Raw genomic sequence first — 25,440 nt, forward strand, 5'->3', positions numbered from 1 at the left:
CGTGACTTCAGCAAGATTTATTGATTGGACGGCTGGGCCAGGCCCTTGGCCAGCGCTTCGTCCAGCAGGCTATCCATTTGTTGCTCGGCACGTGCAGCGGCCGCGCTTTGTTGTTTGGAGAGTGCCTCCTCGCGCTTGCCGAGCTCGGCCTCTTGCCTGGATAGTGCCGCCTGCGACTCGTTGATTGCTGCCTGTTCGGTGTTCAAACCTGCCTGCCTGCGATTGAGTTCGGCGGCACGGCGATCGAGCTCGGCCACACGCTGGGGCGTACTGACATCGGCAGGCAGCGCGGCGCGCTCGGCCTCGATCCCCGCGCGTTGTCCTTCTAATTCGCCTATGCGTGCCGCCAACGCACCCTCGCGTGCGGCGAGGCCGCTTTGCTCGCCAGAGAGCCGGCCCTGCTCACCGGACAGTCGGCCTTGCTCGGTCGACAGTTCGTTGGCCGGTGTATAGGCGTCGCGGGCGCGTCGGACAAAGGCCGCATCGTGGATTACGTAGGCTTTGTCGCCACGGCGAAACCACACCATCGGCAGCTTGTCCCGAGACACCTGCTTGGCGCTGTTCAAGTCGATGTTGGTGCCGCTGATGATGGACAGATGGTGATCGAACAGCGCAAAACCGCGTTTGGCATGGGAGTCGATGCTGATATCCGTGGCGGTGCTAAACCGGGTGCCCATACCAGCCGGCGGCGGTGGCGCTCTGGGTGGGGGCGGTGGCAGTGGCGGTGGCGGGGAGCCCGGTTCTATCGGCGCCGCCGGCGGTACAGGTGGCGGCGGTGGCAGCGGTATCACCGATGCAGCTGTGCTTTTCGTTGGCGCGGTTGGCGTATCGGTGCCGTGCGCATCGGCTGCGGTGACGCGATAAGGCAGCACGCCTGCCAGTGCGACGCCTGCCACCAGCAGCCAACTCACGGCGCGTGGGGTGGTGCCGTTGACGGTTTCTTGCAGCATGATCAATCGCCTTTTCAAGTTTTGAAAGGTGGGGGAGGCCCCCGCCAGGCCGGCATGCATGGGGCGCACGACGCCGAGGCGCAGCAATAGACGTCCGTAATCGTGCGGTAGTGCGCGATGCCGTTGCAGTACCTGCGCATCACAGGCAGCCTCGCGGTTGATGGCGTACTCGCGAGTGGCCCAGGTCACCCCGGGGTGAAAGAAAAACAAGCGTTGCGCGATGGCCGGCACCCAGCCCAGCCACAAGTCGCCGCGTTGCACATGCGCCAACTCGTGCGCCATCGCCATCGCCGATTCGTCTTCGCTCAGCGCCTGACCGGCAGGCAGCAACACGGTCGGGCGCCACAAGCCCATGACCTGTGGCGAGGCAATCGCAGGCGAGACCCGCAGTGCCGGGCAGCGGCGCAGGCCTAGTGCATGGGCTTGTTGCATGCACAGCGTCTGCAAGGCTTCATTATCGAGCGGTGTCGAGTCGCGCAGCACGGCGCGTGCCTGTCGCCATTGTTTGATCGCCTGCCACAGTTGCACCAGCACTCCGGCTAGCCACAAGGCCAGTAGCAGCACCCGCCAATGGATTGACGAGGGCTCGGCGTCGGCGGGAGTCGGCGGCAGCGATGCCGATATCGGCGCCATCGAGGTCGGCTCGGCCATCCAGCTGGTGTGGTCGTGGGGCGAGGTGATGACCGAGGCGGCCTCCGTGACAGGCGCGAGTAACGGCAGCTTGACGGGGGTGTTGACGGTCAAGCCCAGGATCAGTTGCGCACCGACCAACCACCACAGCGTGCTGCGAACAGCCGGTGACAGCCGCGGCAACCAGCGCCCCAGCAGCCACAACACGCCAATCAGCAGGGCTGCTTGTATGGACGTCCAGATCAAACGGCTGAGCAAGGTGTCGGCGAGGATATCGAGCATGCTCATCTCAGGTCTCCTTGCGCCGGGACTGCAATTGCGTCACCAGGGCTTCGAGCTCGGCCAGCTCCACATCGCTGACCTCGGCGCGCTCGGACATCCAGGCGACAAAGGGCGATACCGAGCCACTGAGGGTTTTCTCGACAAAGCTGCCGACGGCGCTGCGCATCACCTCGCCCGGGCCGGCGGTGACGCTATAGCGGTACATGCCCTTGAGCTGTTTGCGCTTGAGATAACCCTTGCTGCGCAGCCGTTCCATCATGGTCAGCACGGTCGAGCGGGCGAGCCCGCGCGACTCGCCAAAACTGGTGGCTACTTCGCCGACCGAGGCGTGCTCGTGGTCGGCCAGGTAATGCAGGAGCGCCAGCTCCTGGTCGCCGATAGAGGGTTTGGACATGACGCGGCATCTCGTGACTACAGGTGTAGTCAGACGCTACGCCTTAACTACAGTTGTAGTCAATAGGCCGTAGGGCGGGTCATGGGTCTGAAAGGAGCGGGCCGCCAGGCTGGCGGCCCAAGCTCAGAAGGCCATATCGAAGGCCACTTCACCTTGTACGCCGACCTGGTACGCCGACACGCGGCGCTCGAAGAAGTTGGTCAACTCCTGCACGTCTTGCAGATCCATGAAGTCGAACGGGTTCTTGGCGCCGTACTTCTTCGGCATGTCGAGCTGAGCCAGGCGCTGGTCGGCGCAGTATTCGAGGTACTGACGCATTTCCTTGGCCGCATGCTGTCGTCGAACAGCTCCGGCTCTTGCTCGCGCACGGTGCGCACCACTTCGAAGGCGAACGCCATGTGGCCGCTTTCGTCGCGAAACACCCAGTTGGTACCCGATGCCAGGCCATGCAGCAAACCGCGTGAACGCAAAAAGTACACGTAGGCGAACGCGGCATAGAAGAACAAACCCTCGATGCAGGCAGCGAAGCAGATCAGGTTGAGCAGGAACTGCTGCCGATGCTCGCGGGTTTCCAGCCGGCGCAGGCCCTGGATGGAGTCGATCCATTTAAAGCAGAACTCGCCCTTCTGGCGAATCGAGGGAATGTTCTCGATGGCGTCGAAGGCTTTGTTGCGCTCGGTCGGGTCGGGGATATAGGTGTCGAGCAAGGTCAGATAAAACTGCACATGCAGCGCTTCTTCGTACAGCTGGCGCGACAAATACATGCGCGCCTCGGGCGCATTGATGTGCTGGTACAGGTTAAGCACCAGGTTGTTCGAGACGATGGTGTCGCCGGTGGCGAAGAAGGCGACCAGGCGATGAATCAAATGGCGATCGGCATCGGACATCTTCGACTTGAGGTCGGTGACGTCGAGCGAGAAATCCACTTCGTCCACCGTCCACGTGTTCTTGATGGCGTTGCGATACATCTCGTAGAACTCGGGATAACGCATCGGGCGCAGCGTCAGCTCGAAGCCGGGGTCGAGAATATGCGAGTCGCGAGTCGTGGTGGACATGGGTATTCCTAAGCAAAGATGGAGCGGCTATCTCCCTCCCCTGCGTGCAGCAGGGGAGGGCCGGGGTGGGGTGAAGCCCGGCACCATGCGATGTCGTCGCAAGGGCTTAGCCCCTCCCAACCTTCCCCTGCTAGTGCCGAAAAGGGACTCCCTTCGGTCGCAGGGGGAGGGCGGTGTCGGTGTTACTGGCAGGCTTCGCAGTACTCGGGGTTTTCCAGTGAGCAGAACACCGCGGCATTGGCCTGGTCTTGTGCGATCGCCGACGGGTCGGCGATCGGCGCACTGGTTTTTGCCGGCGCCGTTACCGTGGTCTTGGTGATGCGGGTGGCTGGACGCGAGCGCAGGTAATAGGTGGTTTTGACACCGGCCTTCCACGCATACATATACATCGAGCTGAGCTGACCGATGTTCGGGTTTTCCATGAACAGGTTCAGCGACTGGCTTTGATCGATATACGCACCGCGCGCGGCGGCAAGTTCGATCAAGGCCTTCTGCGGCAGTTCCCACACGGTGCGGTAAATCGAGCGCAGCCGCTCGGGAATCGCCGTGATGCCTTGAATCGAGCCTTCGTCCAGCTTGATCGCATCACGAATTTCCGCGGTCCACAGGCCCAGCGTCTTCAGCTCGTCGACCAGGTAACGGTTGACCACCAGGAAGTCGCCCGACAGCGTTTCGCGCTTGAACAGGTTGCTGACCTGCGGCTCGATGCACTCATAGCAACCGGCGATCGAGGCGATCGTGGCGGTGGGGGCGATGGCGATCAACAGCGAGTTGCGCAGGCCGTGGGCCTTGATCTTCTCGCGCAAGGCATCCCAACGCGCACTGTCGTGCGGCTGTGCCTGCGTCCAGTAGTCGAACTGCAGTTCGCCATTGGCCGCGCGGCTTTCGGCAAAGCCCGGATGCGCACCGGCCTGCTCGGCCATCTCGTTGGACATCGACAAGGCGTTGAAATAAATCTCTTCGGCAATGCGTGTCGACAGTGCCAAGGCTTCGGCCGAGTCGAACGGCATGCGCAGTTTGAAGAACACATCCTGCAAGCCCATCACACCCAGGCCGACCGGGCGCCATTTGCGATTGGCGGTGGCGGCGGTATCGATCGGATAGAAGTTGAGATCGATCACCCGGTCCAGCTGACGCACAGCAGTACGCGCGGTGGCGGCGAGTTTCTCGAAATCGAACGCGCCATCGACCACATGCCGGGCCAGATTGATCGAGCCGAGGTTGCACACTGCCGTTTCGCCATCCGAGGTGACTTCCAGAATCTCGGTGCACAGGTTCGACAAGTGGATGACGTTCTCGGGTTTGGCCGTCTGGTTGCTGGTGGCGTTGCTGCGATCCTTGAAAGTAATCCAGCCATTGCCGGTCTGCGCCAGCGTGCGCAGCATGCGGGCATACAGTTCGCGAGCCTTGACCTTTTTCGAGGCGATGCCGTTGGCTTCGGCTTCGCGATAAGCGCGCTCGAAGGTCTCGCCCCAGCTATCGACGAAGTGCGGCACGATTTTCGGATCGAACAGCGACCAGTCGCCGTCGCTCTCGACCCGGCGCATGAATTCGTCGGGAATCCAGTTGGCCAGGTTGAGGTTGTGCGTGCGGCGGGCTTCGTCGCCGGTGTTGTCGCGCAGTTCGAGGAACTCCTCGATGTCTGCATGCCATGGCTCCAGGTAAACGCAGGCCGCGCCTTTGCGCTTGCCGCCCTGGTTGACCGCGGCCACCGAGGCGTCCAGGGTCTTCAGCCACGGTACCAGGCCGTTGGAGTGACCGTTGGTGCCCTTGATCAGCGAACCGCGCGAACGCACCCGCGAGTAGGCCAGGCCAATGCCGCCGGCGAACTTGCTGAGCTTGGCCACGTCGGCGTACTTGTCGTAGATCGACTCCAGCGAATCGGTCGGCGAGTCGAGCAAGAAGCAGGAGCTGAGCTGTTCGTGGGTGGTGCCGGCGTTGAACAGCGTCGGCGAGCTGGCGATATATTCCAGCGACGACAACAAGCGGTACAGCTCCAGCGTCTCGCCGATTTCATTGCCGCCCAGGGCGCAGGCGATACGCATGAAGAAATACTGCGGCGTCTCGATGACTTTGCGCTGTTGCGGATGACGCAACAGATAGCGGTCATACACCGTGCGCAGGCCGAAATACTCGAAGCGGCGGGTCGCCAGCGGATCGATCGCGTCATTGAGCTTGCGTGCGTTGGCCGCCACGAAGTCGCGCAGGCGTGCATTGAGAATGCCCAGTTCCGCACCGCGTGCGATCGACTGCGAATAGCTCTGGATTTCCTGACCGCTGACTTCTTTGTCGATAAACGCACCCAGCAGGCGCGCGGCGAGCTGGCCGTATTCCGGCTCTTCGGCGGTCAGTGCGGCCGAGGTGCGGATGGACAGTTCGTCCAGCTCTTGGGTGCTGGCGCCGTCATACAGGCCGCCGATGGTTTTCAATGCCACGCGCAGCGGATCGACGCCGTGCAGGCCTTCGCCGCTGCGGGTGACCGCGCGGACGATCTTATTGACGTCGACGATTTCATGGCCGCCGTTGCGCTTGGTCACGCGCATCTGGCCGGGATTATGGGGAGGGGTCAAAGCAAAAGGGGCTTCCATGGCCGGTGTTGGTTTGCTTTCGGGCATGGCCGCGTTCGCCTCATGGGCGTCGGCGACAACGGCGGATGCGTCCACACCAGCGGCAGTGCGTTCGCGCGTGGTGGTATCAAGAGGTTGCATGGCATCGCTCCGAGAATGAATCAAACGCCTGCTCCCGAGCGCAGGGCTGAAGTAGTGGCTAGCAGGGACGGTCGGTCGGCGGGGCTGACGCCCCGCAGCACGACGCGCCTCCCCGCGGAAGCCGCCACCACTCATCGCAGCGCTGAAAGACTGCGATGTGTCGGCAGGTCTTCGGACTCGCGGACATGAGCCTTTCGGCTCGCCTACTTGTCCCCGCTTCCCAGCCGCTGCTGGCCAGTGCTATGGGGGCTTTCGTTTCCACTTACCGCTGCGGGGCAGTCCCGGATTCACACCGGATTCCCTATTAAGCCGATCCGACCGTAGGTCTGAGAAAGGCACCGACAGGGCACAACATATCGGGTGCCAGGGGGCGGGTCAACCCAATAACTTGTGGATATGTCGGTGGATAAGCCGCTTCACCCCAGCTGTGACGCGAGCTTGGCCGATCGCAAAAAAAGTTCTTGGGCGGGTCGCCTGATCCGGCGAAGCGGAGCGGATGACCTAGCTGATGTCAGGCTAAGGTGATGACCGCCAGGGAGGTCTCGGTGACCACGGCGAAACGCGGGTGGGTGGGGTGGACCGCAATGATCGGGCGGGGATGGGGCCAGAGACCGTGCTCGGCGGCCGGGGCATGGTGAATCTTCAGCTCTGGCCACGCCAGCTGAGTCAGGCCATCGGGCGTACTCCAGCGCAAATCCTCCTCAACATATACAAGGCCGCCCGCGCAGGGGTAGAGCGGGCCGAGCGGATTCCAGTCGCGCTGGCGTTGACTCCAGGCGTGTCGAGCCAGGGACCAGATGCCGGATTCACCAGCGCCGAGATCGTCGGATTCGTCATCGAGTTCGTCTTCATCGTTGGTCGTGACCACGATGTGCTGCGCATCGTGCCAGCCGGCGCTGGCTACTTGGCCATTTATCGGTGGCGCAAGGTCAGCGCTATCGAGTGATGCAGGTTGGCTCAGCGCTTCGGCGACGTCATAAACATGCAGCACATTCCATGGATGCCAGACCCAGCCAGCCGAGAGCAGATAACGCCCATCGGGGCTGAATTGCAGGCGCGAATGGAATACATCGATAGCCTCGCTTTCGCGTTGGGTCAGCCGCTGGCCCTCGGCGAGCGTCTCTATCTCGATGCGGTTGTAACTGTCGGGGCAGTGCGCCATGACCTCGCGGCCGTCAGGCAGCATGCCCAGGGCAACGGGGTAATCGTAGGCATCGGCGAAATAGAAGCTGCGATTGATCTCGCGCAGGACGTGACCGTGTTCGAGTACCAGCCCTTTAGTTTGCCGGTCGGCATAGATCACGCTGAAACGGCCCGATGGCGAACCTACCGCGCGACCGAACGAGTACGCGTAGTTGACTACAGCCGAGGGTTCAGCGCCGCTGGCCAGCCACCGGCGCCCTCCACCGACCCAGTCCACCAGTTCGTTGCCTTCCCAGATCAGTGACTGAGGCCGCGTCCGGGTGGGTAAATGCTCGATACCTGCTTTTTTCACGATGTCGCTTCCTGCGATGGGGCTCTGGCCGTTAAGTCAAGATGGCCTCAAGGCACGATGCTGACGTCGATCTCGATCGGGTAGGGCACCGGTTTTTCGGGTGGGGTGGGCAGGGTCCAGCTGGCGAACTGGCCGGCGAAGCAGTTGGCGACCGGAGTGGCCGGGAAGACGTCGACATGCGCGGGCTTGCCATCGGCCTGCACCTCGCTGACCAGGGTGAACGGCGCTTTGTTGGCCGGGGCGTTGCTGTCGATGCAGGCTTTCAGCGCATTGGTGGTCGGGTTGCCGATCTTGGCCCAGAGCTGGGTCTGGTAGGTCGAGCCGGCGGCGGTGGCTTCGGTCAGTTTGGCCTGGGTCACGCGCGAGGCGAAGCTGTTTTGAGATGCGTCGGTGGGGGCGAGCAACAGGGCGGCGGCAAGCAAGATCGACATGGCGGGTATCCAGGCGGGTGAGTGGCGCACGTTAGCAGTTCTGCCGGGGATGCTCTGCTGGCAGGGGCGTGCGCGGGGTGATCAGTGTGTTCACTTCATGGGCGAGAGCGCACCCCCTCCCGGCCTCCCCCTGCAGACAGGGGGAGGAGCTACAGCTTGCTTCGTTTGGACTCCCTCCCCTGCTTGCAGGGGAGGGCTGGGGAGGGGTCAAGCTTGCAGCAGGTTTAGGCACAAGCCATAAGACACAAGCGTAGGCTTAACCTCAGTCCGCCCGATGCTCTAGCGCCAGGTATTCCTCGCTTTGCATTTCGATCAGGCGCGATTCGGTGCGGCCGAACTCGGCGCGCAAACGCTCGCCGTCGTACAGTTCGGTGATCGGCGCGGCGGCTGACAGCACCAGCTTGACGTGGCGGTCGTAGAACTCATCCACCAGCAGCACGAAGCGTTTGGCGGCGTCCTCGCTGTAGATACTGAATTGCGGCACGTTGGAGACGATGATGGCCGGGCCGGCCTTGGCCAGTTCGATGTAGTCGGCGACCGCACGCGGGCCTTCGCACAGGTCGGGAAAGTCGAACCAGAGAATATTGTCGGCGCGTTTGCGCAACGGAATGGGGCGGTCGTTGATGGTGATGTCGCCACCGTCCTGCGCCTCGCCCTGCGCCTGGGTGGTGAAAATCCGGGTCAGCGCACGCTCGGCCTCGACCCCGGGCGGGGTGTGATAAACCGGGGCTTGCGACAAAGCACGCAAACGCCAGTCGTGCGCCGAAATCATTTCGACGACATGGCAATGCTTTTCGATCAAGGCGATGGCGGGCAGAAAGCGCGCGCGCTGCAAGCCGTCTTTGTACAAGTTGGCCGGCGCGGTATTGGAGGTGGTGACCAGGCTGACGCCGCGTTCGGTAAGTGCTTGCAGCAGCGTGGCGAGAATCATCGCATCGCCGATGTCGTTGACCAGGAATTCGTCCAGGCACAGCACGCGGCAGCGGCCGGCGATGCCGGCAGCCACATCGAGCAGCGGGTCTTGCCGCTCGCCGAGGGCGCGCAGGCTTTCGTGCACCTCGCCCATGAAGCGGTGATAGTGGCGGCGCAGCGCGATACCCGGCGGCAGGCTGGAGACGAACAAATCCATCAAAAAGGTTTTGCCGCGGCCGACACTGCCCCATAGATACAGGCCGGGCACCAGCGCGGTCGATTCGTTGCCGAGCAGTGATTTCAGCCGCCCGAACAAGCCATTGCTTTCGGGGGCGGCGGTCAGCGCGGCATACATGCGGTCGAACTCGGGCAGCAGCATTTGCTGCGCCGGGTCGGCTTCCCAGCGGTGTGCGGCAATGCCTTCCTGATAACGCGCGCTGGGCGCGATGGATGGGTTTTCACTCATAGGGTTTGCTGGGGCTCTACAGCTCAGGCGGGCGCGGCTTTGCGCTTACGGCATCCGGTCGATGGGGAGGGTTTTGTCGTTGTCGTCGTGCCAGCGCTGGATCGTCTTGGGCACGCGCGTTTTCCAGTCCGGCACATTGGTGTAATAGCGCATGCGCACCTGATTCTTGGCGTCGAACACCAGCAGGCCGATCCACAACTGCTCGCCGTGACTCATCACGATGGCCGCAGTGGTGTTGGCGATGCCGCGCACGAAATAGGTGCCGACCGTTGCACCCAGGTGGTCCAGGTCGTCCGCCGTGCTGCTCAGGTTCACCGTGTCCAGCAGGGTGCCGTAGTCTTTGCCCAGCAATTGGCGTGCGGCCAAATCCTGCGCTGGTTGGTCCAGCACCTTGAGGCTGAGCAGAGTGGGGGCGGGCTTGGCCTCGGCGATCGCGACGGGGACATAGTCGCCACCGTAGCCGACCCCGATGGCGGCTCCGCAGTCGGCGTCGTTTTGGTTCACCGCCAATCGCTGGCCGCGTAGCTGGAACGCCAGTACGCAGCGGTCGTCAGGATGCGCTTGACCTTGCTGGCCGTTCACCAGCAACTGGCCGGTGACGCTGCTTACGTGTGCTCCGTTGAAGGCCTGGATAGAGAAGTTCAGTCGCGGCAGGTCGCCCCACAGCAGCAAGTCGGCACCGACGCTGGGATTGTTGCTGTTGAGTGTCCAGCGCTGTTGCCAGCGCATCGGATCCGGCGCCTGCATGCCCTTGCCAGCTGCCAAGGCACTCAGGCGCTGATGGTAGTTCCAGGTCAGGCAGGTCTTGTCGTCGTTGCAGGCGTCACGCTGCTTGAGCCAGTTGCGTTGCACGCGCAGCAGTGCCGCGTCGCCTGGCGTGGCCGCCATCGCCTGGTGGAAAGCGCTGGCTAGCTGGCTATCGAGTTGGGATAGAGCCGGGTCGGCGCAAACGGTTTTCTCGACGGTGGACTGCGCCTTGTGGCAGTCGAAGCCGGCGGCATGGGCGAACAGAGGCAGGGCGAGCAGGACCGCGGCGGTCCAGGGCAGCAGGCGCATGTTCAACTCCGTGAGGGGGGGAGCCATTCGCGTACGGCGTGCTTTACGGCGCCGCGTAAATCCATCAACCGGCGATGGAAAAAATGGCTGGTTTCCGGCATGCGTATCAGCTCGGGCGGATCCTGCATGCTGTCGATCCAGTCGAAGACGGCCTGTGGTTCGACCACTTCGTCTTCCTCACCTTGCACCACCAGCCAGGGGCTGGTCGGCAGCTCGATGGTTTCGAACGGCCAGCGCCCGGCCGGAGGCGCAATGCTGATCAGCGCATCGGCGCGCAAGCGTACCGCGTTGCGAATCGTCACATAGCTGCCGAACGAGAACCCGGCCAGCCATAAAGCATCGCTGGGGCGCACGCGGCGCACCCAGTCGACCACGGCGGCAAGATCATCGCCCTCGCCGTTGCCGTCGTCGAAGCTGCCCTCAGAGTCGCCGGTGCCGCGAAAATTGAAGCGCACGGTGTCCAGGCCGGATTCGCGCAGGGCGCGCTCGACCATGGTCACCACTTTGTTATGCATGGTGCCGCCTTGCAGCGGGTGGGGATGGCAGATGATGGCCACGCCACGGCGCGCGGTCGGAGGTTCGGCGACATCGCTAATGGTTTCGAGCTTGCCGGATGGGCCGGAGAGCGTGAAGCTGGCCGCTTGTTCGGGGAAACCGGCGGGATCGGCGGGGAGCGCGATGGGATTCATGCGGCGAATGATAACTGGCCGATCCCCATGTGGGGGTGATGGGTGAATTATCTGGCGCATACCTTGTTGGCAGGCGATGACGAGTGGCTGCAACTGGGCGGCCTGATGGGCGATTTTGTGCGCGGCCAGCCCGACCCGGCGTTGCCGCCGCGGCTGATCACCGGCATCCGCCTGCATCGCGCCATCGATGTATATACCGACAGCCATCCCGAGGTGCAGGCTGCGCGGGCCTTGCTGCCGCCGCCGTATCGACGTTACGCGGGCATCTTGCTGGATATGTGGTTCGATCATTGCCTGGCGCGCGATTTCGCGCATTGGAGCCAGCAGCCGCTGGCTGCGTTCTCGAGCCGGCTGCGTGAATTGCTGCATCGACAGGATGCCTGGTTGCCGGCGGAGTTGCGCCGGTTTCGCCACTATATGGATGCCCATGGCCTGCCTGCGGCTTACGCGGAGCGCGAGGAGATCGGCCTGGCCTTGACCGGTATTTCGCAGCGCCTGAGCCGGGCCAATCCATTGGCCAGCGCGTTGCCGGTACTGATCGAGCAGGCGCTGCCCCTGCAGGCGCACTTCGAGGCGTTCTTTCCGACATTGCAGGATTTTGCGCAACGCTGGAAGCACGACGCGGGCTAGGGGTTTTTCACATCACGCATACAACCCCGCAGATACAACAACGCCGCTTAAAAGCGGCGTTGTGAGTACAGCTACCGAACAGTGCTTACTTGAAGCGAACTTACTTGGACTGGTCGGTCATCCAATGCACAGCATTCTTCACCTGGTCGTCGGTCAGCGACGGCATGCCGCCCTTGGCCGGCATGGTGTTGCCGTCGGGGCCGTGGTAACCCTCGATAGCATGCTTGACCAGGGTATCCAGGCCTTGAGCGATACGCGGCGCCCACATGCCTTTGTCGCCGACTTTCGGCGCACCGGCGACACCGGCGGTGTGGCAGCTGTGGCAGAGGCCGTCGTAAATGGTCTTGCCGTCGGTGCTGCCGCCAAAGGCGACCTGCGAGGCGGCGAGCTTGGCGGCGGCATCTTGCGCCGCCTGCATGGCGGCACGACCGGTGTTGCCGGCGTAGACGGCACCGGCGGGCTCAATCCGCGCGGCGACCTTTTTGGCGGCCTCGGGATTGATCTCTTTAGGCTCGTGGTCATAAATCAGCCAGGCCATGCCGATCAGAATGACGGTCAACACACTCAGGCCAGCGATCAGCATCGAGAAGCTGCGCATGAAGCTCTGGTCGGATTTGGTCAGGGAACCGCTCACGCAAATACTCCAGTTAGTGGGTACGCCGAGCATCAAATGCAGGCATGCTGGATGCCGTTGCGTCGACGCCGCGTTTGCCGCATCCCCCCTCGAGTGAGGCTGGCGTTGGCAACAAGCGGCGGATTATAGACGAAGCGGGGAACAAGTTTCAGGCAGATCGTGGGGATCGGTCGATTAAGAGGGATGTCACAAAAAGCAGCAACTATTGAGGTCAAATGGCGGTCTGACGCGCCTTACCCTGCCATCGGTCATGTCCGACCCATGTCAACCGGCATTGTCAAATCTCGTTGATCTCACCCTATTCTTGCCGCCAACGTCAGGCGCAAGCCGCGCCAGCAGGGTCAAGTGACCCGCAGTCTTCATCCGGGAGTTCTACATGTCGCGTTTTTGGAAGGTCGCGCTGATCGTTATCGCCGTGATCGTGGTGGGGGCGGTCGGCTTCCGGCTATTGCACAAGCCGTCGGCTGCCGCCGATGGCGGCAATCAGTCCAGCGGCCAGGGCAAAGATCAAGGTAAAGACCAGAGCAAGGACACACCGGTGCCGGTCACGGTCGAGGCCGTGCTCAAGCAGGATGTGCCGGTCTACCTGACGGCGCTCGGTACCGTGCAGGCGCTCAACACCGTGGCGGTGAATCCGCAGATCAGCGGCCAGCTGCTCAGCATCAACTTCAAAGAAGGCCAGGAAGTGAAGAAGGGCGATTTGCTGGCGCAAATCGATCCACGCACCTTCCAGGCCACCTACGACCAGGCTTCCGCCAAGCAGCAACAGGATGAAGCCTTGCTGGCGACGGCGCAGAGCACGCTCAAGCGCAATCAGGCTCTGGTCGAAAAAGGCTATGTCGCCGCCCTGGACATGGACACCTTCCGCAATAACGTCGGACAGCTGGCCGCGACGGTCTCGGCTGACCGGGCCAGCGTGCGTTCGGCCAAGGTGCAGCTGGATTTCACCCGCATCGTTTCGCCGATCGATGGCGTGGCCGGTATCCGCAATGTCGATCCGGGCAATGTCGTCACGACGACGACGACGGTGGTCACGCTGACCCAGATCCATCCGATCTACGTGCAATTCAGCCTGCCCGAGCAGAACCTGGAGATCGTGCGTGCGGCCGCCGCTGGCGGCGGCTCGCTGGAAGTGCTTGCGCTGGACCGTGCCGACTCGCACACCATCGCCGACGACGGCGTGCTGAATGTCATCGACAACCAGATCGACACCACCACCGGCACCTTCAAGCTGCGCTCGCAGTTCGGCAACGCCAAGAGCGACCTGTGGCCGGGCCAGTTCGTCAATGTACGGCTGAAGGTGCATACGGTTAGCGGCGGCCTGGTGATTCCTGCCCAGGCGGTGCAGCGCGGTCCGGACGGCGACTATGTCTATCTGGTGCAAGACGACCAGACGGTAAAAATGCAGACGGTGAAAATCACCGGCGAAGTCGGCGACAGCCACGTGATGATCGGCAGCGGCCTGAGCTTGAGCCAGCAGGTCGTCACCGAAGGCCAGTTCCGTCTGAAGCCGGGCAGCAAGGTCAAGGCGCTGAAGCCTGGTGAAGTGCCGGCGCTGCCGACCGCCGCCGAACTGGATAAAGCCAAGAAGCAAGGGCAGCAGGGCGGTGGCCGCCGTGGCGGCGGACACTGATAGCAGCTTAGTTTGTTGTAGGAGCGCAGTCTGTGCGCGAAAAACCAGCGGGGCGGTAACGCGATAAGGCGTACCGCTCCCGGTCGATCGCTGCAGGGTGGGTCCTCGTTAGAACCTATCGCGGGCCTCGGCACGCTCCTGCAATAGCAACCTTTACAGCGGCACGGATACCCATGGGATTTTCAACCCTTTTCATTCGCCGACCGATCGCCACCTCGCTCTTGATGGTGGCGGTGATGCTGCTCGGCATTCTTGGCTATCGCCAGCTGCCCGTGTCGGCCTTGCCCGAGATCGACGCGCCCAGCCTGGTCGTGACCACGCAATATCCGGGTGCCAGCGCCGCGACCATGGCCTCCCTGGTCACTACGCCGCTGGAGCGTAACCTCGGCCAGATCTCCGGCCTCAGCATGATGACCTCCGATTCGTCGGCGGGTCTGTCGACCATCGTGCTGCAGTTCGCGATGGACCGCGATATCGATATCGCCGCGCAAGACGTACAAGCGGCGATCAGCCAGGCGCGCGGCACCTTGCCCAGCACGCTGCCGTATCCGCCGGTGTACAACCGCGTCAATCCGGCCGATGCGCCGATCATTACCCTCAAGCTCACTTCCGACAGCCTGCCGCTGCGTGATGTGAACAACTACGCCGACTCGATCCTGGCGCAGAAGCTGTCGCAAGTGCAGGGCGTCGGCCTGGTGTCGATCGCCGGCAATGTTCGTCCGGCCGTGCGCGTACAGGTCAATCCGGCGCAGCTGGCCAATCTCGGCCTGACCATGGAGGACGTGCGCAGCGCGCTCACGCAGGCCAACGTCAATGCGCCCAAGGGCACCTTGAATGGCGCCACCCAGTCGTACAGCATCGGTACCAACGATCAGCTGGCGACGGCGGCCGACTACAAGAACACGATCATTTCGTACAAGAACACTGCGCCGGTGCGCTTGTCCGATGTCGCGGCGGTGGTCGACGGTGTCGAGAACGATCAGCTGGCCGCATGGGCCGACGGCAAGCCGGCCGTGTTGCTGGATATTCGCCGCCAGCCGGGCGCGAACATCGTGCAGACGGTGCAGCAGATCCGCAACATCCTGCCGCAGTTGCGCAGCGTGCTGCCGGCCGATGTACACCTGGATGTGTTCGCCGACCGCACCATCACCATCCGCGCCTCGGTCGAAGACGTGCAGTTCACCCTGATCCTGACCATCTTCCTGGTGGTCGGGGTGATCTTCGTGTTCCTGCGCCGGCTGTGGGCGACCATCATCCCCTCGGTGGCGGTGCCGCTGTCGTTGCTGGGCACGTTCGGCGTGATGGCCTTTACCGGCATGTCGCTGGACAATCTGTCGCTGATGGCCTTGACCGTGGCGACGGGTTTCGTGGTCGACGATGCGATCGTGATGATCGAAAACATCGTGCGCTATATCGAGCAGGGCAAGGACGGCAAAGAAGCCGCCGAAGTCGGCGCGAGAGAAATCGGCTTTACCGTGTTGTCATTGACGGTGTCGCTGGTGGCGGTATTCCTGCCGCTGCTGTTGATGCCTGGCGTCACCGGCCGCTTGTTCCATGAGTTCGCCTGGGTGCTGACCATTGCGGTAACCATCTCGATGCTGGTGTCGCTGACCCTGACACCGATGATGTGCGCTTACTTGCTCAAGCCCGATGCCTTGCCCGAGGGCGATGACGTGCACGAGCGTCATGCGGCGCAAGGCAAGCAGAATCTGTGGACGCGTACCGTTGGCCTGTACGAGCGCACGCTCGACTGGGTGCTCGATCACCAGCGCCTGACCATCACGGTGGCGGCCATTACGGTGGTGGTGACGGTGTTCCTCTACATCACTATTCCCAAGGGCCTGTTGCCCGAGCAGGACACCGGCCTGATCACCGGTGTCGTGCAAGCCGACCAGAATGTGGCGTTCCCGCAGATGGAGCAGCGCACCAAGGCGGTGGCGGACGCGTTGCAAAAAGATCCTGACGTGACCGGTGTGGCGGCCTTTATCGGCGCCGGCTCGATCAACCCCACCTTGAACCAGGGCCAGCTCAGCATTGTCTTGAAGGCGCGCGGCGAGCGTGGTGGCCTGGATGAGGTGTTGCCGCGCCTGCAAGCGGCGGCGGCGGGTATTCCCGGTGTGGCGCTGTATTTAAAGCCGGTGCAGGACGTCACCCTGGACAGCCGCGTCTCCGCGACCGAGTACCAGTACTCCATGTCGGATGTGAACTCGGCCGAGCTGAGCCAGTACGCCACCCAGATGACTCAGGCCCTGCGTCAACGCAAAGAGTTGGCCGATGTCGACAACAATCTTGCCGACCAGGGCACCGCGCTCAAGCTGACCATCGACCGCGAAAAAGCCAGCCGCCTCGGTGTGCCGGTGCAGACCATCGATGACACGCTGTACGACTCGTTCGGCCAGCGCCAGATCTCCACCATTTTCACCCAGCTCAATCAGTACCGCGTGGTGCTGGAGGTAGCGCCGCAGTTCCGCACCAGCACGGCGCTGCTCAATCAGCTGACGGTGAAGAGCAACGGCAGTGGCGCCCTGACCGGCAGCAATGCCACCAGCTTTGGCCAGGCGGCGTCGAGCAATTCATCGACCAGCACTGGCCTCAATGTCGCCAATACCGGCATTCTGCTGGGTGCGGGCGGCACCATTCCGCTGGCTTCGCTGGCCACCTCCGAAGTGACCAATGCGCCGCTGGTGGTCAGCCATCAGCAACAGCTGCCAGCGGTGACCTTGTCGTTCAACCTGGCACCGGGTTATTCGTTGTCCGACGCCGTGCTGGCAGTACACGAAGTCGAGGCGCAGGTGAATTTCCCGCCGCAGGTGCGCGGACAGTTCGTCGGCAAGGCGGCCGAGTTCTCCTCCTCGCTGGGCGATGAAGTGCTGCTGCTGCTCGCCGCGGTCGTGGTGATCTACATCGTGCTGGGCGTGCTGTACGAAAGCTACATCCACCCGCTGACCATCATCTCCACGCTGCCGCCGGCCGGTGTCGGTGCGCTGCTGGCGCTGATTCTCTGCGGCATGAGCCTGTCGGTGGATGGCATCGTCGGCATCGTGTTGCTGATCGGTATCGTCAAGAAGAACGCGATCATGATGATCGACTTCGCGATCGAGGCGCAGCGCAACGGCATGAAGCCGCGCGAAGCGATTCGCCGCGCCTGCTTGCTGCGTTTCCGCCCGATCATGATGACCACCGCGGCCGCCATGCTCGGTGCCTTGCCGCTGGCCCTGGGTAACGGCATCGGTGCGGAGCTGCGGCGTCCGCTGGGCGTCTCCATCGTCGGCGGCTTGCTGCTTTCACAATTGGTGACCCTGTACACCACGCCGGTGATCTATCTGTACATGGAGCGTTTCTCCGACTGGCTGCGCCTGCGCCGCGAACGTCGCGCGCTGGCGCATGCCTCGGCCCGAGGCACGATGTGATCTTGGGCTTTCGATGACCGATGGCCGGATACAACGAGGGGTGCGGCTGGACAGCCGCACCCCTTTCGGCGTCTTGGCGGCTGGCGGTCGGTGCGCCCGCGTCATGGCGGGCCATGCGCGGGCCGCCGAAAGATCAACCGTTCCGCAGGTCGGCCGTTGAATACACCACGGATTGTGAATCCGCATCTCCCGGTAGCCTCAATGGCGATACCGGCCGTTTCATGTCATCGCCATATCTGCTCTTATCAGTGCCGTCCCGGTCTGACCGGGGCGCTCATGGTGACGACTTCCGCGTAATGTTGATCGCATGAATATTTCCGGCCCCTTCATCCGCCGCCCGATTGGAACCTCGCTGCTGGCGATCGGTATCTTCGTGGTCGGCTTGATCTGCTATTCGCTGCTTGGTGTGGCGGCCTTGCCGAACATGCAGTTCCCGGTGATTTTCGTGCAGGCCAGCCAGGCCGGCGCCAGCGCCGAGAATATGGCCTCTACCGTGGCCGCGCCGCTGGAACGCCACCTGGGCCAGGTGGCGGGTATCGACACGCTGCGTTCGAACAGTTCGCTGGGCAGTACCCAGGTTTTCATGATGTTCGAGACCGGGCGCAACCTGGATGCCGCCGCCCGCGACGTGCAAGCGGCGATCAACGCTGCCGCGCCGGATCTGCCTGCCGGCTTGAACAGTCCGCCCAGCTACCAGAAGGCCAACCCGAACGACGATCCGATCATCGCCTTTGCGCTGACTTCCGACACGCAGTCGGCGCGCAGCCTCTACGACGTGGCCGATTCGTTGCTGGCACAGCGCTTGCGCCAGCTCAACGGCGTGTCCGAGGTGGATATCCTCGGCGCGGCGACCCCGGCGATCCGGGTCGACGTGAATCTGCATGCGTTGAACGCGATGGGCCTGTCGCCCGACCAGCTGCGCAATGCGCTCACCGCCGCCAATGTCACCTCGCCGCAGGGCTTTTTGTCCAATGGCCAGACCACCATGGCGGTGACCGCCAACGACTCGCTGCATACGGCCGATGATTTCGCCAAGCTGGTCGTTGCCTCGAACAAGGGCATACCGGTGCGCCTGTCCGATGTGGCGAATGTCTACGATGGCCAGCAAGACGCCTATCAAGTGGCCTGGTTCCACGGCAAGCCGGCGATCTTGATGTATGTGTATCGCCAGTCGAACGCGAACATCATCGATACCGTGGACCGGGTCAAACAAGAGGTGCCGCTATTGCGCGGCTACTTGCAGCCCGGCACCACCCTGACACCTTATTTCGACGGCACGCCGACCATTCGCGCGTCGCTGCGCGAAGTGCAGATGACCCTGCTGATCAGCCTGCTGATGGTGATGATGACGATGGCGCTGTTCCTGCGCCGTCTCGCGCCGACACTGATCGCCACGGCCGCGGTGCCGCTGTCGCTGGCCGGTGCGGCGATGATCATGTACATCCTCGGCTTTACCCTCAACAACCTCACCCTGCTGGCCTTGGTCATCGCCATCGGTTTCGTGGTCGATGACGCCATCGTGGTGATCGAGAACATCGTGCGGCATATCGATCAGGGCATGACGCGGATGGAGGCCGCGCTGGTCGGCGCGCGCGAGATCGGCTTCACCATCGTGTCGATCACCGCCTCGCTGATCGCCGTGTTTATCCCGCTGCTGTTCATGGGCGGCATCACCGGTATGTTCTTCAAAGAATTCACCGTCACCCTGGTCGCGGCGATTGCGGTGTCAGCGGTGGTATCGCTGACCCTGACCTCGTCGCTGTGCGGGCATTTTCTCAATGGTCACCTGGACGACAAGCCGACGACGCGTCTCGGCATGGCGCTGGAGTCATTCCAGGACGGCATGCTGAAGATATACGCCACCGCGCTGAATTTTTCGCTGCGCCACGCACTCGCGTTTGCGCTGACTCCGCTGGCGCTGATCGCGCTCACCGTGGTGCTGTTCGGCACGGTCAAGACCGGCTTGTTTCCACCGCAGGACACCGGCCTGATTCGTGGCCGCGCGACCTCGGGCGCCACGGTTTCGTTCCAGAATGCGGTGGATCGCCAGCAGCGATTGATCAACATGCTGTTGAAGGACCCCGATGTAATCAACGTCGGTTCGCGTCTAGGCAGTAGCCGGCAAGGCGCGGCTGGCACCTTCGACATCGAATTGAAAACCCACGCGCAAGGCCGCACGGACGACACCTTTACCGTGCTCGCGCGGTTAAGCGCGAAAGCGGCGCGCTATCCCGACCTCAATGTGCGCCTGCGCCCGATCCAGGATTTGCCCAGCTTCGGCGGTGGCGGCACCAGCCAGGGCGCGCAATACCAGGTGTCGCTGCAAGGCAACGACACGGCCCAGTTGCAGCAATGGCTGCCCAAGCTGGTGGCCGAGGTCAAGAAAAATCCCAAGCTGAAAGATGTCGGCAGCGACGTCGACGATGCGGGCTTACAGCAGAATCTGGTGATCGACCGCGACAAGGCGGCGCGCCTGGGGGTGTCGATCGGTTCCATTGACGGTGCGCTTTACGATGCCTTCGGCCAGCGTTCGGTCGGCACGATTTATTCGGATCTCAACCAATACAAGGTGGTAGTGAACGCACTGGCCAACCAGACCGCGACGCCAGCGGCGCTCGATCGCCTGTATGTGGCCAGCAGCAGCGGCAAGATGGTGCCGATCACCGCGTTCGCCACGCAAAAACCGGGTCTCGCGCCGACCCAGATCTCGCACGAAAACCAATACACCACGATGAGCATGAGCTTCAATCTCGCGCCGGGTGTCAGCATGGGCGAGGCCTTGCAAATCATCCAGGCGGCGGCGAGCAATATGCGCATGCCGGGCGATATCCGGGTCAATATCGGCGGTGACTTCCGCCGCTTCCAGCAATCGCAAAGTGGCATGCTGTGGTTGCTGTTGGGCGCGGTGGTGGTGGTCTATATCGTGCTGGGCATGCTGTACGAAAGCCTGATCCATCCGGTGACGATTCTTTCCACCCTGCCTGCGGCCGGTGTCGGCGCGCTGCTGGCGCTGTGGATCACCAGCACCGAGTTATCGGTGATTGCGCAGATCGCCCTGGTGCTGTTGATCGGTATCGTGAAAAAGAACGCCATCATGATGATCGACTTTGCCCTGGTGGCCGAGCGCGAACACGGCATGGCGCCGCTGGAGGCCGCCCGTGAGGCCTGCCTGGTGCGTTTCCGCCCGATCATGATGACCACCATGGTGGCGATCCTCGCCGCCCTGCCGATTGCGATCGGCCTGGGCGAAGGCTCGGAGCTGCGCCGTCCACTGGGTATCGCGCTGATCGGCGGGCTGATCATTTCGCAAAGCCTGACCCTGCTCAGCACGCCGGCGCTGTACGTGATCTTCTCGTGCCTGGCGCAACGCCTGAAAGATTGGCGAGCCCGCCGCCGTGGGCACAAACCGGTGCTGGCCCGGCTGGCCAAGGCTCCCTGAACGGCCAGCTTAGGTCCGCATCACGTATCGTTAACGATCCTCCCGGTATCTGTGTAGATTCATACGGGACGGAGGAGCGTGCGATGGGTAACGAAACCGATAAACCCGATTTCTCCAATGTGCAGGGCGGTACCGATTCCGCGCCTGCGCCAGCACCAGACTTCAGCAACGTGCAGGGCGGCACAGCATCCGCACCTGCCACCGGGGTGCAAACCTATACCGTGGTTCCCGGTGACAGCCTGTCCAAGATCGCCAAGCTGGTCTACGGCAACGGCACCGAGTGGAAGCGCATCTTCGAAGCCAACCGCGACCAGCTCAGTGACCCTAACCGGATCAAGCCCGGCCAGATCCTGACTATCCCTACCGACCAGTGAACAGGAGGAATGCTATGAAGCTTGTCCGCCAACCCTTGCTATACACCGTGTCATTGGTCGCCGTGCTCGCCTTGAGCGCTTGCGGCAAGAAAGAAGAAGCCCCGGCGCCGGCCGCAGCGGCGCCACCCGCCGCCGCCCAGCCGGCACCGGCACCTGCCACACCGGCCGCCGCGCCGATCAGCGTGGCCTCGGTGGAACTAGGCACTGGCGTTGATATCAATCAGAAAATCACCACGCCATCCAGCAGCTTCGCGCCGAAAGACACCATTTACGCCTCGGCGGCCACCACCGGCAGCGGCAGCGCCAAGCTCGATGCCAAATGGACTTATCAAAGCGGCCAGACCGTGAGCGAGGAGAGCAACAACATCACCGCACCGGCCAATACCTCCTTCCGCATCAGCAAGCCGGACGGTTTCCCAGCCGGTAACTACAAGGTCGAGATTTCGTTGAACGGCAGCGTCGCCGCCAGCAAGGATTTCTCGGTCAAATAACCTGGCCTGTCGGCATCGGGCCTGTTGAGTAGACAAAAAGAGCGCGGCGCTGCCGCGCTCTTTTTGTTGCGCCGCCATGGGCCGTCGGCCGCACTGCGCTGGCTTGGGGCCGGCTCGGCCCGCCCTGTTCAGACCAGTACCGGCTCCAGGCTAAGCGAGACGCCGGTGCTCAGCCGAAACCGCTCGGCCAGGCGGATACGCTCCAACCCCAGCTCAACCTGCTCGTGCCCAATACCGCGCAATTCCACATAGCGCAGCACCGCCTGGCTGGCCAAGTGGGTGCCCAGCACTTCCGAGCGCCGGCGGCTGTCGCCCTGCCAGAACACCGCGACCCAGCCTTCTTCCTGCGCGGCATGCGATTCATCCAGCGGCATGATCAGGCTGCCGTCGCTTAGCGACAACGCGCATTCGTGGCCATCGGCGTGTTGATAGGTATACAGCGGCTGTAACTGCGCAATGAAATCGACAATGCGTTGACTCAATCCACTCATGGGCGTCTTGCAAGGGTGACTACCGTGGGGACGGTGGGGGCCGGAGCATAAGCGAAAGGTTTGTGAGCATCCCGTGCACAGACCACGGTTTTTCTGATCCGATTTGGGGCTGGGACTGACTTGGCAGGGGGCGGCGACACGCCGGAAGCCGACCAAACGATGATGCCGTCCAGGATCATTCTTTGCTGCGGCGACGTATTTCGTCATCCATACGGATAGGTACGTAGCCATTGTGAAGCGATCCGGCGAAAATGCCAGGTCTTGTCTTTAGGCGCGCGCGACGCCAAGTCTGTCGCGTTCGTTTTTCCTGCCCCGGAGAGGCTCGAGCGAGTATCGAGGCTCCCCCTGCCGGCCGGTATCGGCATGCGGATGATCTGCCCGGCCCAGCGCGCCGTGCACGACTCCGCGCCCGAGTCCAGCCGGTCGCGTTCTCCATCCTGCAATGCTGTAGCCAACGAGGTCATGAATGTCCCACACGCCGAAGATCATCTACACGCTGACCGATGAAGCCCCGTTCCTGGCAACGCAATCGCTGTTGCCGATCATCGATGCTTTCACCGGCACGGCCGGCATCCAGGTGGAAACCCGCGATATCTCGTTGGCCGGACGCATCATTTCGTTGTTCCCGGACGTGCTCAAAGACGAGCAGAAAATCGCTGACGACCTGACCGAGCTGGGCCAGCTGGCGACCACGCCGGAAGCGAACATCATCAAGCTGCCCAATATCAGCGCATCGATGCCGCAGCTGATTGCCGCGATCAAAGAGCTGCAGCAGCAAGGCTATGCACTGCCTGATTATCCCGAAGAGCCCAAGGACGTCAGCGACTGGAACATCAAGGCGCGCTATGACAAGGTCAAGGGCAGCGCGGTGAATCCGGTGTTGCGCGAGGGCAATTCCGATCGTCGCGCCCCGGCCTCGGTGAAAAGCTATGCGCGCAAGCATCCGCATCGCATGGGCGCCTGGAGCGCCGATTCGAAAACCCACGTGGCGCATATGGCGAGCGGCGATTTCTACGGTAGCGAGAAATCCGTGCTGGTCGAGCAGGCCGGCAACGTCAAGATCGAATGGTTCGGCAAGGACGGCAGCCAAGCGGTGCTGAAAGAGAAGACCGCGATCTCGGCCGGTGAAATCATCGACGCCGCCGTGATGAGCAAGAAGGCGCTGGCCAGCTTCATCGACGCGCAGATCGAGGATGCCAAGAAGCAGAACGTGCTGTTCTCGCTGCATCTGAAAGCGACCATGATGAAGGTCTCCGACCCGATCATGTTCGGCCAGGTGGTCAACGAGTTTTATAAGGATGTGCTGAGCAAGCACGCCGATACGCTGAAGACGATCGGCTTCGACGCCAATAACGGTATCGGCGATCTGTACGCGCGCATCAAGTCGCTGCCGGCCGACAAGCAGGCGGAAATCGAAGCCGATATCCAGGCCGAGTACAGCAAGCGCCCGGTGCTGGCGATGGTCAATTCCGACAAGGGCATCACCAACCTGCATGTGCCCAGCGACGTGATTGTCGACGCCTCCATGCCGGCGATGATTCGTGACTCCGGCAAAATGTGGAACGCCCAAGGCCAGTTGCAAGACACCAAGGCGGTGATCCCGGATCGCAGCTACGCCGGCGTCTATCAGGCCGTGGTTGAAGACTGCAAAGCGCATGGTGCGTTCGATCCGACCACCATGGGCAGCGTGCCCAATGTCGGCCTGATGGCGCAGAAAGCCGAAGAATACGGCTCGCACGACAAGACCTTCCAGATCGCCGCCGATGGTGTGGTGCGCGTCATCGATGCTGCCGGCGGCGTATTGATCGAGCATGCCGTCGAGGCGGGCGACATCTGGCGCATGTGCCAGGTCAAGGACGCGCCGATCCAGGATTGGGTCAAGCTGGCGGTGAACCGTGCTCGTCTGAGCAACACGCCAGCGGTGTTCTGGCTCGATCCGCAGCGCGCACACGACGCGCAGATGATCAAGAAGGTCGAGCGTTATCTGAAAGACCACGACTTGAATGGTTTGGACATCCGCATCATGTCGCCGGTGGAAGCCACGCACTTCTCGCTGGATCGCATTCGCCAGGGCCTGGATACGATTTCCGTCACCGGCAACGTGCTGCGCGACTACTTGACCGACCTGTTCCCGATCATGGAGCTGGGCACCAGCGCCAAGATGCTGTCCATCGTTCCGCTTATGGCCGGCGGCGGATTGTTCGAAACCGGCGCCGGTGGCTCCGCGCCCAAGCATGTGCAGCAGTTCCTGGAAGAGAACTGCCTGCGCTGGGATTCACTTGGCGAGTTCCTGGCCCTGGCGGCATCGCTGGAACACCTGAGCAACCGCTATAACAACGCCAGCGCCGGCGTGTTGGCACGGACTCTTGACCAGGCCAATGGCAAGTTCCTCGACAACAACAAATCACCGGCCCGCAAGGTCGGCGAGTTGGACAATCGCGGCAGCCACTTCTACCTGGCGCTGTACTGGGCAGAGGCCCTGGCGGCGCAGAACGACGACGCGGCGTTGAAGGCGAAGTTCGCGCCCTTGGCGAAAGCGCTGCAAGACAACGAAGCGGTAATCGTCGGCGAATTGAACGGCGCCCAGGGCAAGCCGGTCGATATCCAGGGCTATTACCACCCGAACCTGGCGCTGGTAAGCAAGGCGATGCGGCCGAGCGCCACGTTTAACGCCGCGCTGGCGGCGTTGGTCGCGGCGCGTTGATCGACGGGCGCTAAGTCGGGTTGACTGAGTATGAAAGCAGGGCGCTCCGGCGCCCTGTTTTTTTATGCCTGCATGCCAGGGAACAAGGTTCGCCGCAAAGTGCTGGACGGGTGGCCCTAGTCAACACGGTCATCTGACACTAAGCAGGATCCAAGTATTTCTTGCGAAGTTGTCATTCCTCTCCAAGCCCTTGACCCGGCTTCAATCACCGAAGGAATGACCATGCGTAAATCGTACCTAGCTTCCATCGTGTTCGGCCTGACCCTGACCGGCGCGATGCTGCAGGCGTATGCGGCGCCGAAGAGCGGCCTCGATGCTCAGGCGACCGTCAAAATGCCTGAGGCCCGAAGTATCGCTTTAAAGGCTTACCCTGGAAAAATCGTCAAGGAAGAATTGGAAAAAGAAAGCGGCGGCAGCGGCCTGCGCTATACCTTCGATATCCAGTCGGATGCCGGGACCCATGAGGTCGGTGTCGATGCCAAGGACGGGAAGATTCTCGAAAATTCGGTCGAAGGCACCGATAAGGATTGATGGCAAGCGGTGGCCATGCACCAGCTTGCCGGAAC

The 25,440-nt window shown here is 62.5% G+C and carries 18 protein-coding genes, 1 pseudogene and 1 riboswitch; of the genes and pseudogenes, 8 read left to right on the forward strand and 11 right to left on the reverse strand.

Annotated elements, in window-relative coordinates:
- Positions 1-17: 17 nt before the first annotated feature.
- The 9 genes and pseudogenes from OUZ52_RS00340 to OUZ52_RS00380 form a co-directional block, all read right to left on the reverse strand.
- A complete protein-coding gene (locus tag OUZ52_RS00340; RefSeq protein ID WP_266156320.1) occupies positions 18-1,868 on the reverse strand; it encodes a M56 family metallopeptidase in 1,851 nt (616 codons plus the stop codon).
- A gap of 1 nt (position 1,869) precedes the next feature.
- On the reverse strand, positions 1,870-2,256 hold the full coding sequence (locus OUZ52_RS00345; protein WP_266156321.1) for a BlaI/MecI/CopY family transcriptional regulator: 387 nt from the start codon (positions 2,254-2,256) through the stop codon (positions 1,870-1,872).
- A 123-nt stretch (positions 2,257-2,379) separates the two neighbouring features.
- Positions 2,380-3,311, reverse strand: a pseudogene (locus OUZ52_RS00350) (ribonucleotide-diphosphate reductase subunit beta).
- 182 nt (positions 3,312-3,493) lie between these two features.
- Positions 3,494-5,926 (reverse strand): ribonucleoside-diphosphate reductase subunit alpha, encoded by a 2,433-nt coding sequence (locus OUZ52_RS00355; RefSeq protein ID WP_425493745.1) that lies wholly within the window; start codon positions 5,924-5,926, stop codon positions 3,494-3,496.
- Positions 5,927-6,164: 238 nt separating this feature from the next.
- Positions 6,165-6,377, reverse strand: a riboswitch (cobalamin riboswitch).
- Between the two features lie 153 nt (positions 6,378-6,530).
- Complete coding sequence (locus OUZ52_RS00360) at positions 6,531-7,514, reverse strand: hypothetical protein (RefSeq protein WP_266156322.1); 984 nt, start codon at positions 7,512-7,514, stop codon at positions 6,531-6,533.
- Between the two features lie 47 nt (positions 7,515-7,561).
- Positions 7,562-7,945: a peptidase C13 gene (locus tag OUZ52_RS00365; RefSeq protein ID WP_266156323.1), complete on the reverse strand. Its 384-nt coding sequence runs from the start codon at positions 7,943-7,945 to the stop codon at positions 7,562-7,564.
- A 262-nt stretch (positions 7,946-8,207) separates the two neighbouring features.
- Positions 8,208-9,323 carry a cell division protein ZapE gene (gene zapE / locus OUZ52_RS00370; protein ID WP_266156324.1) on the reverse strand — a complete coding sequence of 372 codons (1,116 nt, stop codon included), beginning with the start codon at positions 9,321-9,323 and terminating at the stop codon, positions 8,208-8,210.
- A gap of 45 nt (positions 9,324-9,368) precedes the next feature.
- Complete coding sequence (locus OUZ52_RS00375) at positions 9,369-10,379, reverse strand: lysozyme inhibitor LprI family protein (protein ID WP_266156325.1); 1,011 nt, start codon at positions 10,377-10,379, stop codon at positions 9,369-9,371.
- A gap of 2 nt (positions 10,380-10,381) precedes the next feature.
- Positions 10,382-11,068, reverse strand: a complete 687-nt coding sequence (locus OUZ52_RS00380) for an alpha/beta hydrolase (protein ID WP_266156326.1) — start codon at positions 11,066-11,068, stop codon at positions 10,382-10,384.
- Between the two features lie 42 nt (positions 11,069-11,110).
- Between OUZ52_RS00380 and OUZ52_RS00385 the strand changes: the two genes are divergently transcribed.
- On the forward strand, positions 11,111-11,698 hold the full coding sequence (locus tag OUZ52_RS00385; RefSeq protein WP_266156327.1) for an acyl carrier protein phosphodiesterase: 588 nt from the start codon (positions 11,111-11,113) through the stop codon (positions 11,696-11,698).
- Between the two features lie 100 nt (positions 11,699-11,798).
- On the opposite strand, the gene OUZ52_RS00390 is transcribed toward OUZ52_RS00385, so the two are convergent.
- On the reverse strand, positions 11,799-12,320 hold the full coding sequence (locus tag OUZ52_RS00390; RefSeq protein ID WP_425493746.1) for a c-type cytochrome: 522 nt from the start codon (positions 12,318-12,320) through the stop codon (positions 11,799-11,801).
- A 388-nt stretch (positions 12,321-12,708) separates the two neighbouring features.
- Here OUZ52_RS00390 and OUZ52_RS00395 point away from each other — a divergent pair, with 388 nt between their 5' ends.
- The 5 genes from OUZ52_RS00395 to OUZ52_RS00415 all read left to right on the forward strand — a co-directional run bounded on the left by OUZ52_RS00395 (position 12,709) and on the right by OUZ52_RS00415 (position 21,679).
- The gene (locus OUZ52_RS00395; RefSeq protein ID WP_266156328.1) at positions 12,709-13,965 is read left to right on the forward strand and encodes an efflux RND transporter periplasmic adaptor subunit; all 1,257 of its coding nucleotides are present in this window, start codon (positions 12,709-12,711) and stop codon (positions 13,963-13,965) included.
- A gap of 173 nt (positions 13,966-14,138) precedes the next feature.
- Complete coding sequence (locus OUZ52_RS00400; RefSeq protein ID WP_266156329.1) at positions 14,139-17,375, forward strand: efflux RND transporter permease subunit; 3,237 nt, start codon at positions 14,139-14,141, stop codon at positions 17,373-17,375.
- 307 nt (positions 17,376-17,682) lie between these two features.
- A complete protein-coding gene (locus OUZ52_RS00405) occupies positions 17,683-20,814 on the forward strand; it encodes an efflux RND transporter permease subunit (RefSeq protein WP_266156330.1) in 3,132 nt (1,043 codons plus the stop codon).
- Positions 20,815-20,897: 83 nt separating this feature from the next.
- Positions 20,898-21,188 (forward strand): LysM peptidoglycan-binding domain-containing protein, encoded by a 291-nt coding sequence (locus OUZ52_RS00410; protein WP_266156331.1) that lies wholly within the window; start codon positions 20,898-20,900, stop codon positions 21,186-21,188.
- A gap of 14 nt (positions 21,189-21,202) precedes the next feature.
- Positions 21,203-21,679, forward strand: a complete 477-nt coding sequence (locus tag OUZ52_RS00415; protein WP_266156332.1) for a hypothetical protein — start codon at positions 21,203-21,205, stop codon at positions 21,677-21,679.
- Between the two features lie 128 nt (positions 21,680-21,807).
- Here the strand turns inward: OUZ52_RS00415 and OUZ52_RS00420 are convergent, their stop codons facing one another.
- Complete coding sequence (locus tag OUZ52_RS00420) at positions 21,808-22,170, reverse strand: hypothetical protein (protein WP_266156333.1); 363 nt, start codon at positions 22,168-22,170, stop codon at positions 21,808-21,810.
- Between the two features lie 466 nt (positions 22,171-22,636).
- Between OUZ52_RS00420 and OUZ52_RS00425 the strand changes: the two genes are divergently transcribed.
- Positions 22,637-24,874, forward strand: coding sequence for an NADP-dependent isocitrate dehydrogenase (locus OUZ52_RS00425; RefSeq protein ID WP_266156334.1), 2,238 nt, complete (start codon positions 22,637-22,639; stop codon positions 24,872-24,874).
- Between the two features lie 216 nt (positions 24,875-25,090).
- On the forward strand, positions 25,091-25,405 hold the full coding sequence (locus OUZ52_RS00430) for a PepSY domain-containing protein (protein WP_266156335.1): 315 nt from the start codon (positions 25,091-25,093) through the stop codon (positions 25,403-25,405).
- The last annotated feature ends 35 nt before the right edge of the window (positions 25,406-25,440 follow it).

The sequence above is a fragment of the Dyella silvatica genome (assembly GCF_026283955.1).
Classification (GTDB): Bacteria; Pseudomonadota; Gammaproteobacteria; order Xanthomonadales; family Rhodanobacteraceae; genus Dyella_C; species Dyella_C silvatica.

Coding starts and splice junctions, on each gene's coding strand:
- OUZ52_RS00395 (WP_266156328.1), top strand. CDS start 12,709: ATGTCGCGTTTTTGGAAGGTCGCGCTGATCGTTATCGCCGTGATCGTG.
- OUZ52_RS00430 (WP_266156335.1), top strand. CDS start 25,091: ATGACCATGCGTAAATCGTACCTAGCTTCCATCGTGTTCGGCCTGACC.
- zapE (WP_266156324.1), bottom strand. CDS start 9,323: ATGAGTGAAAACCCATCCATCGCGCCCAGCGCGCGTTATCAGGAAGGC.
- OUZ52_RS00420 (WP_266156333.1), bottom strand. CDS start 22,170: ATGAGTGGATTGAGTCAACGCATTGTCGATTTCATTGCGCAGTTACAG.
- OUZ52_RS00415 (WP_266156332.1), top strand. CDS start 21,203: ATGAAGCTTGTCCGCCAACCCTTGCTATACACCGTGTCATTGGTCGCC.
- OUZ52_RS00365 (WP_266156323.1), bottom strand. CDS start 7,945: ATGTCGATCTTGCTTGCCGCCGCCCTGTTGCTCGCCCCCACCGACGCA.
- OUZ52_RS00345 (WP_266156321.1), bottom strand. CDS start 2,256: ATGTCCAAACCCTCTATCGGCGACCAGGAGCTGGCGCTCCTGCATTAC.
- OUZ52_RS00410 (WP_266156331.1), top strand. CDS start 20,898: ATGGGTAACGAAACCGATAAACCCGATTTCTCCAATGTGCAGGGCGGT.
- OUZ52_RS00340 (WP_266156320.1), bottom strand. CDS start 1,868: ATGAGCATGCTCGATATCCTCGCCGACACCTTGCTCAGCCGTTTGATC.
- OUZ52_RS00355 (WP_425493745.1), bottom strand. CDS start 5,926: ATGCCCGAAAGCAAACCAACACCGGCCATGGAAGCCCCTTTTGCTTTG.
- OUZ52_RS00405 (WP_266156330.1), top strand. CDS start 17,683: ATGAATATTTCCGGCCCCTTCATCCGCCGCCCGATTGGAACCTCGCTG.
- OUZ52_RS00400 (WP_266156329.1), top strand. CDS start 14,139: ATGGGATTTTCAACCCTTTTCATTCGCCGACCGATCGCCACCTCGCTC.
- OUZ52_RS00380 (WP_266156326.1), bottom strand. CDS start 11,068: ATGAATCCCATCGCGCTCCCCGCCGATCCCGCCGGTTTCCCCGAACAA.
- OUZ52_RS00425 (WP_266156334.1), top strand. CDS start 22,637: ATGTCCCACACGCCGAAGATCATCTACACGCTGACCGATGAAGCCCCG.
- OUZ52_RS00375 (WP_266156325.1), bottom strand. CDS start 10,379: ATGCGCCTGCTGCCCTGGACCGCCGCGGTCCTGCTCGCCCTGCCTCTG.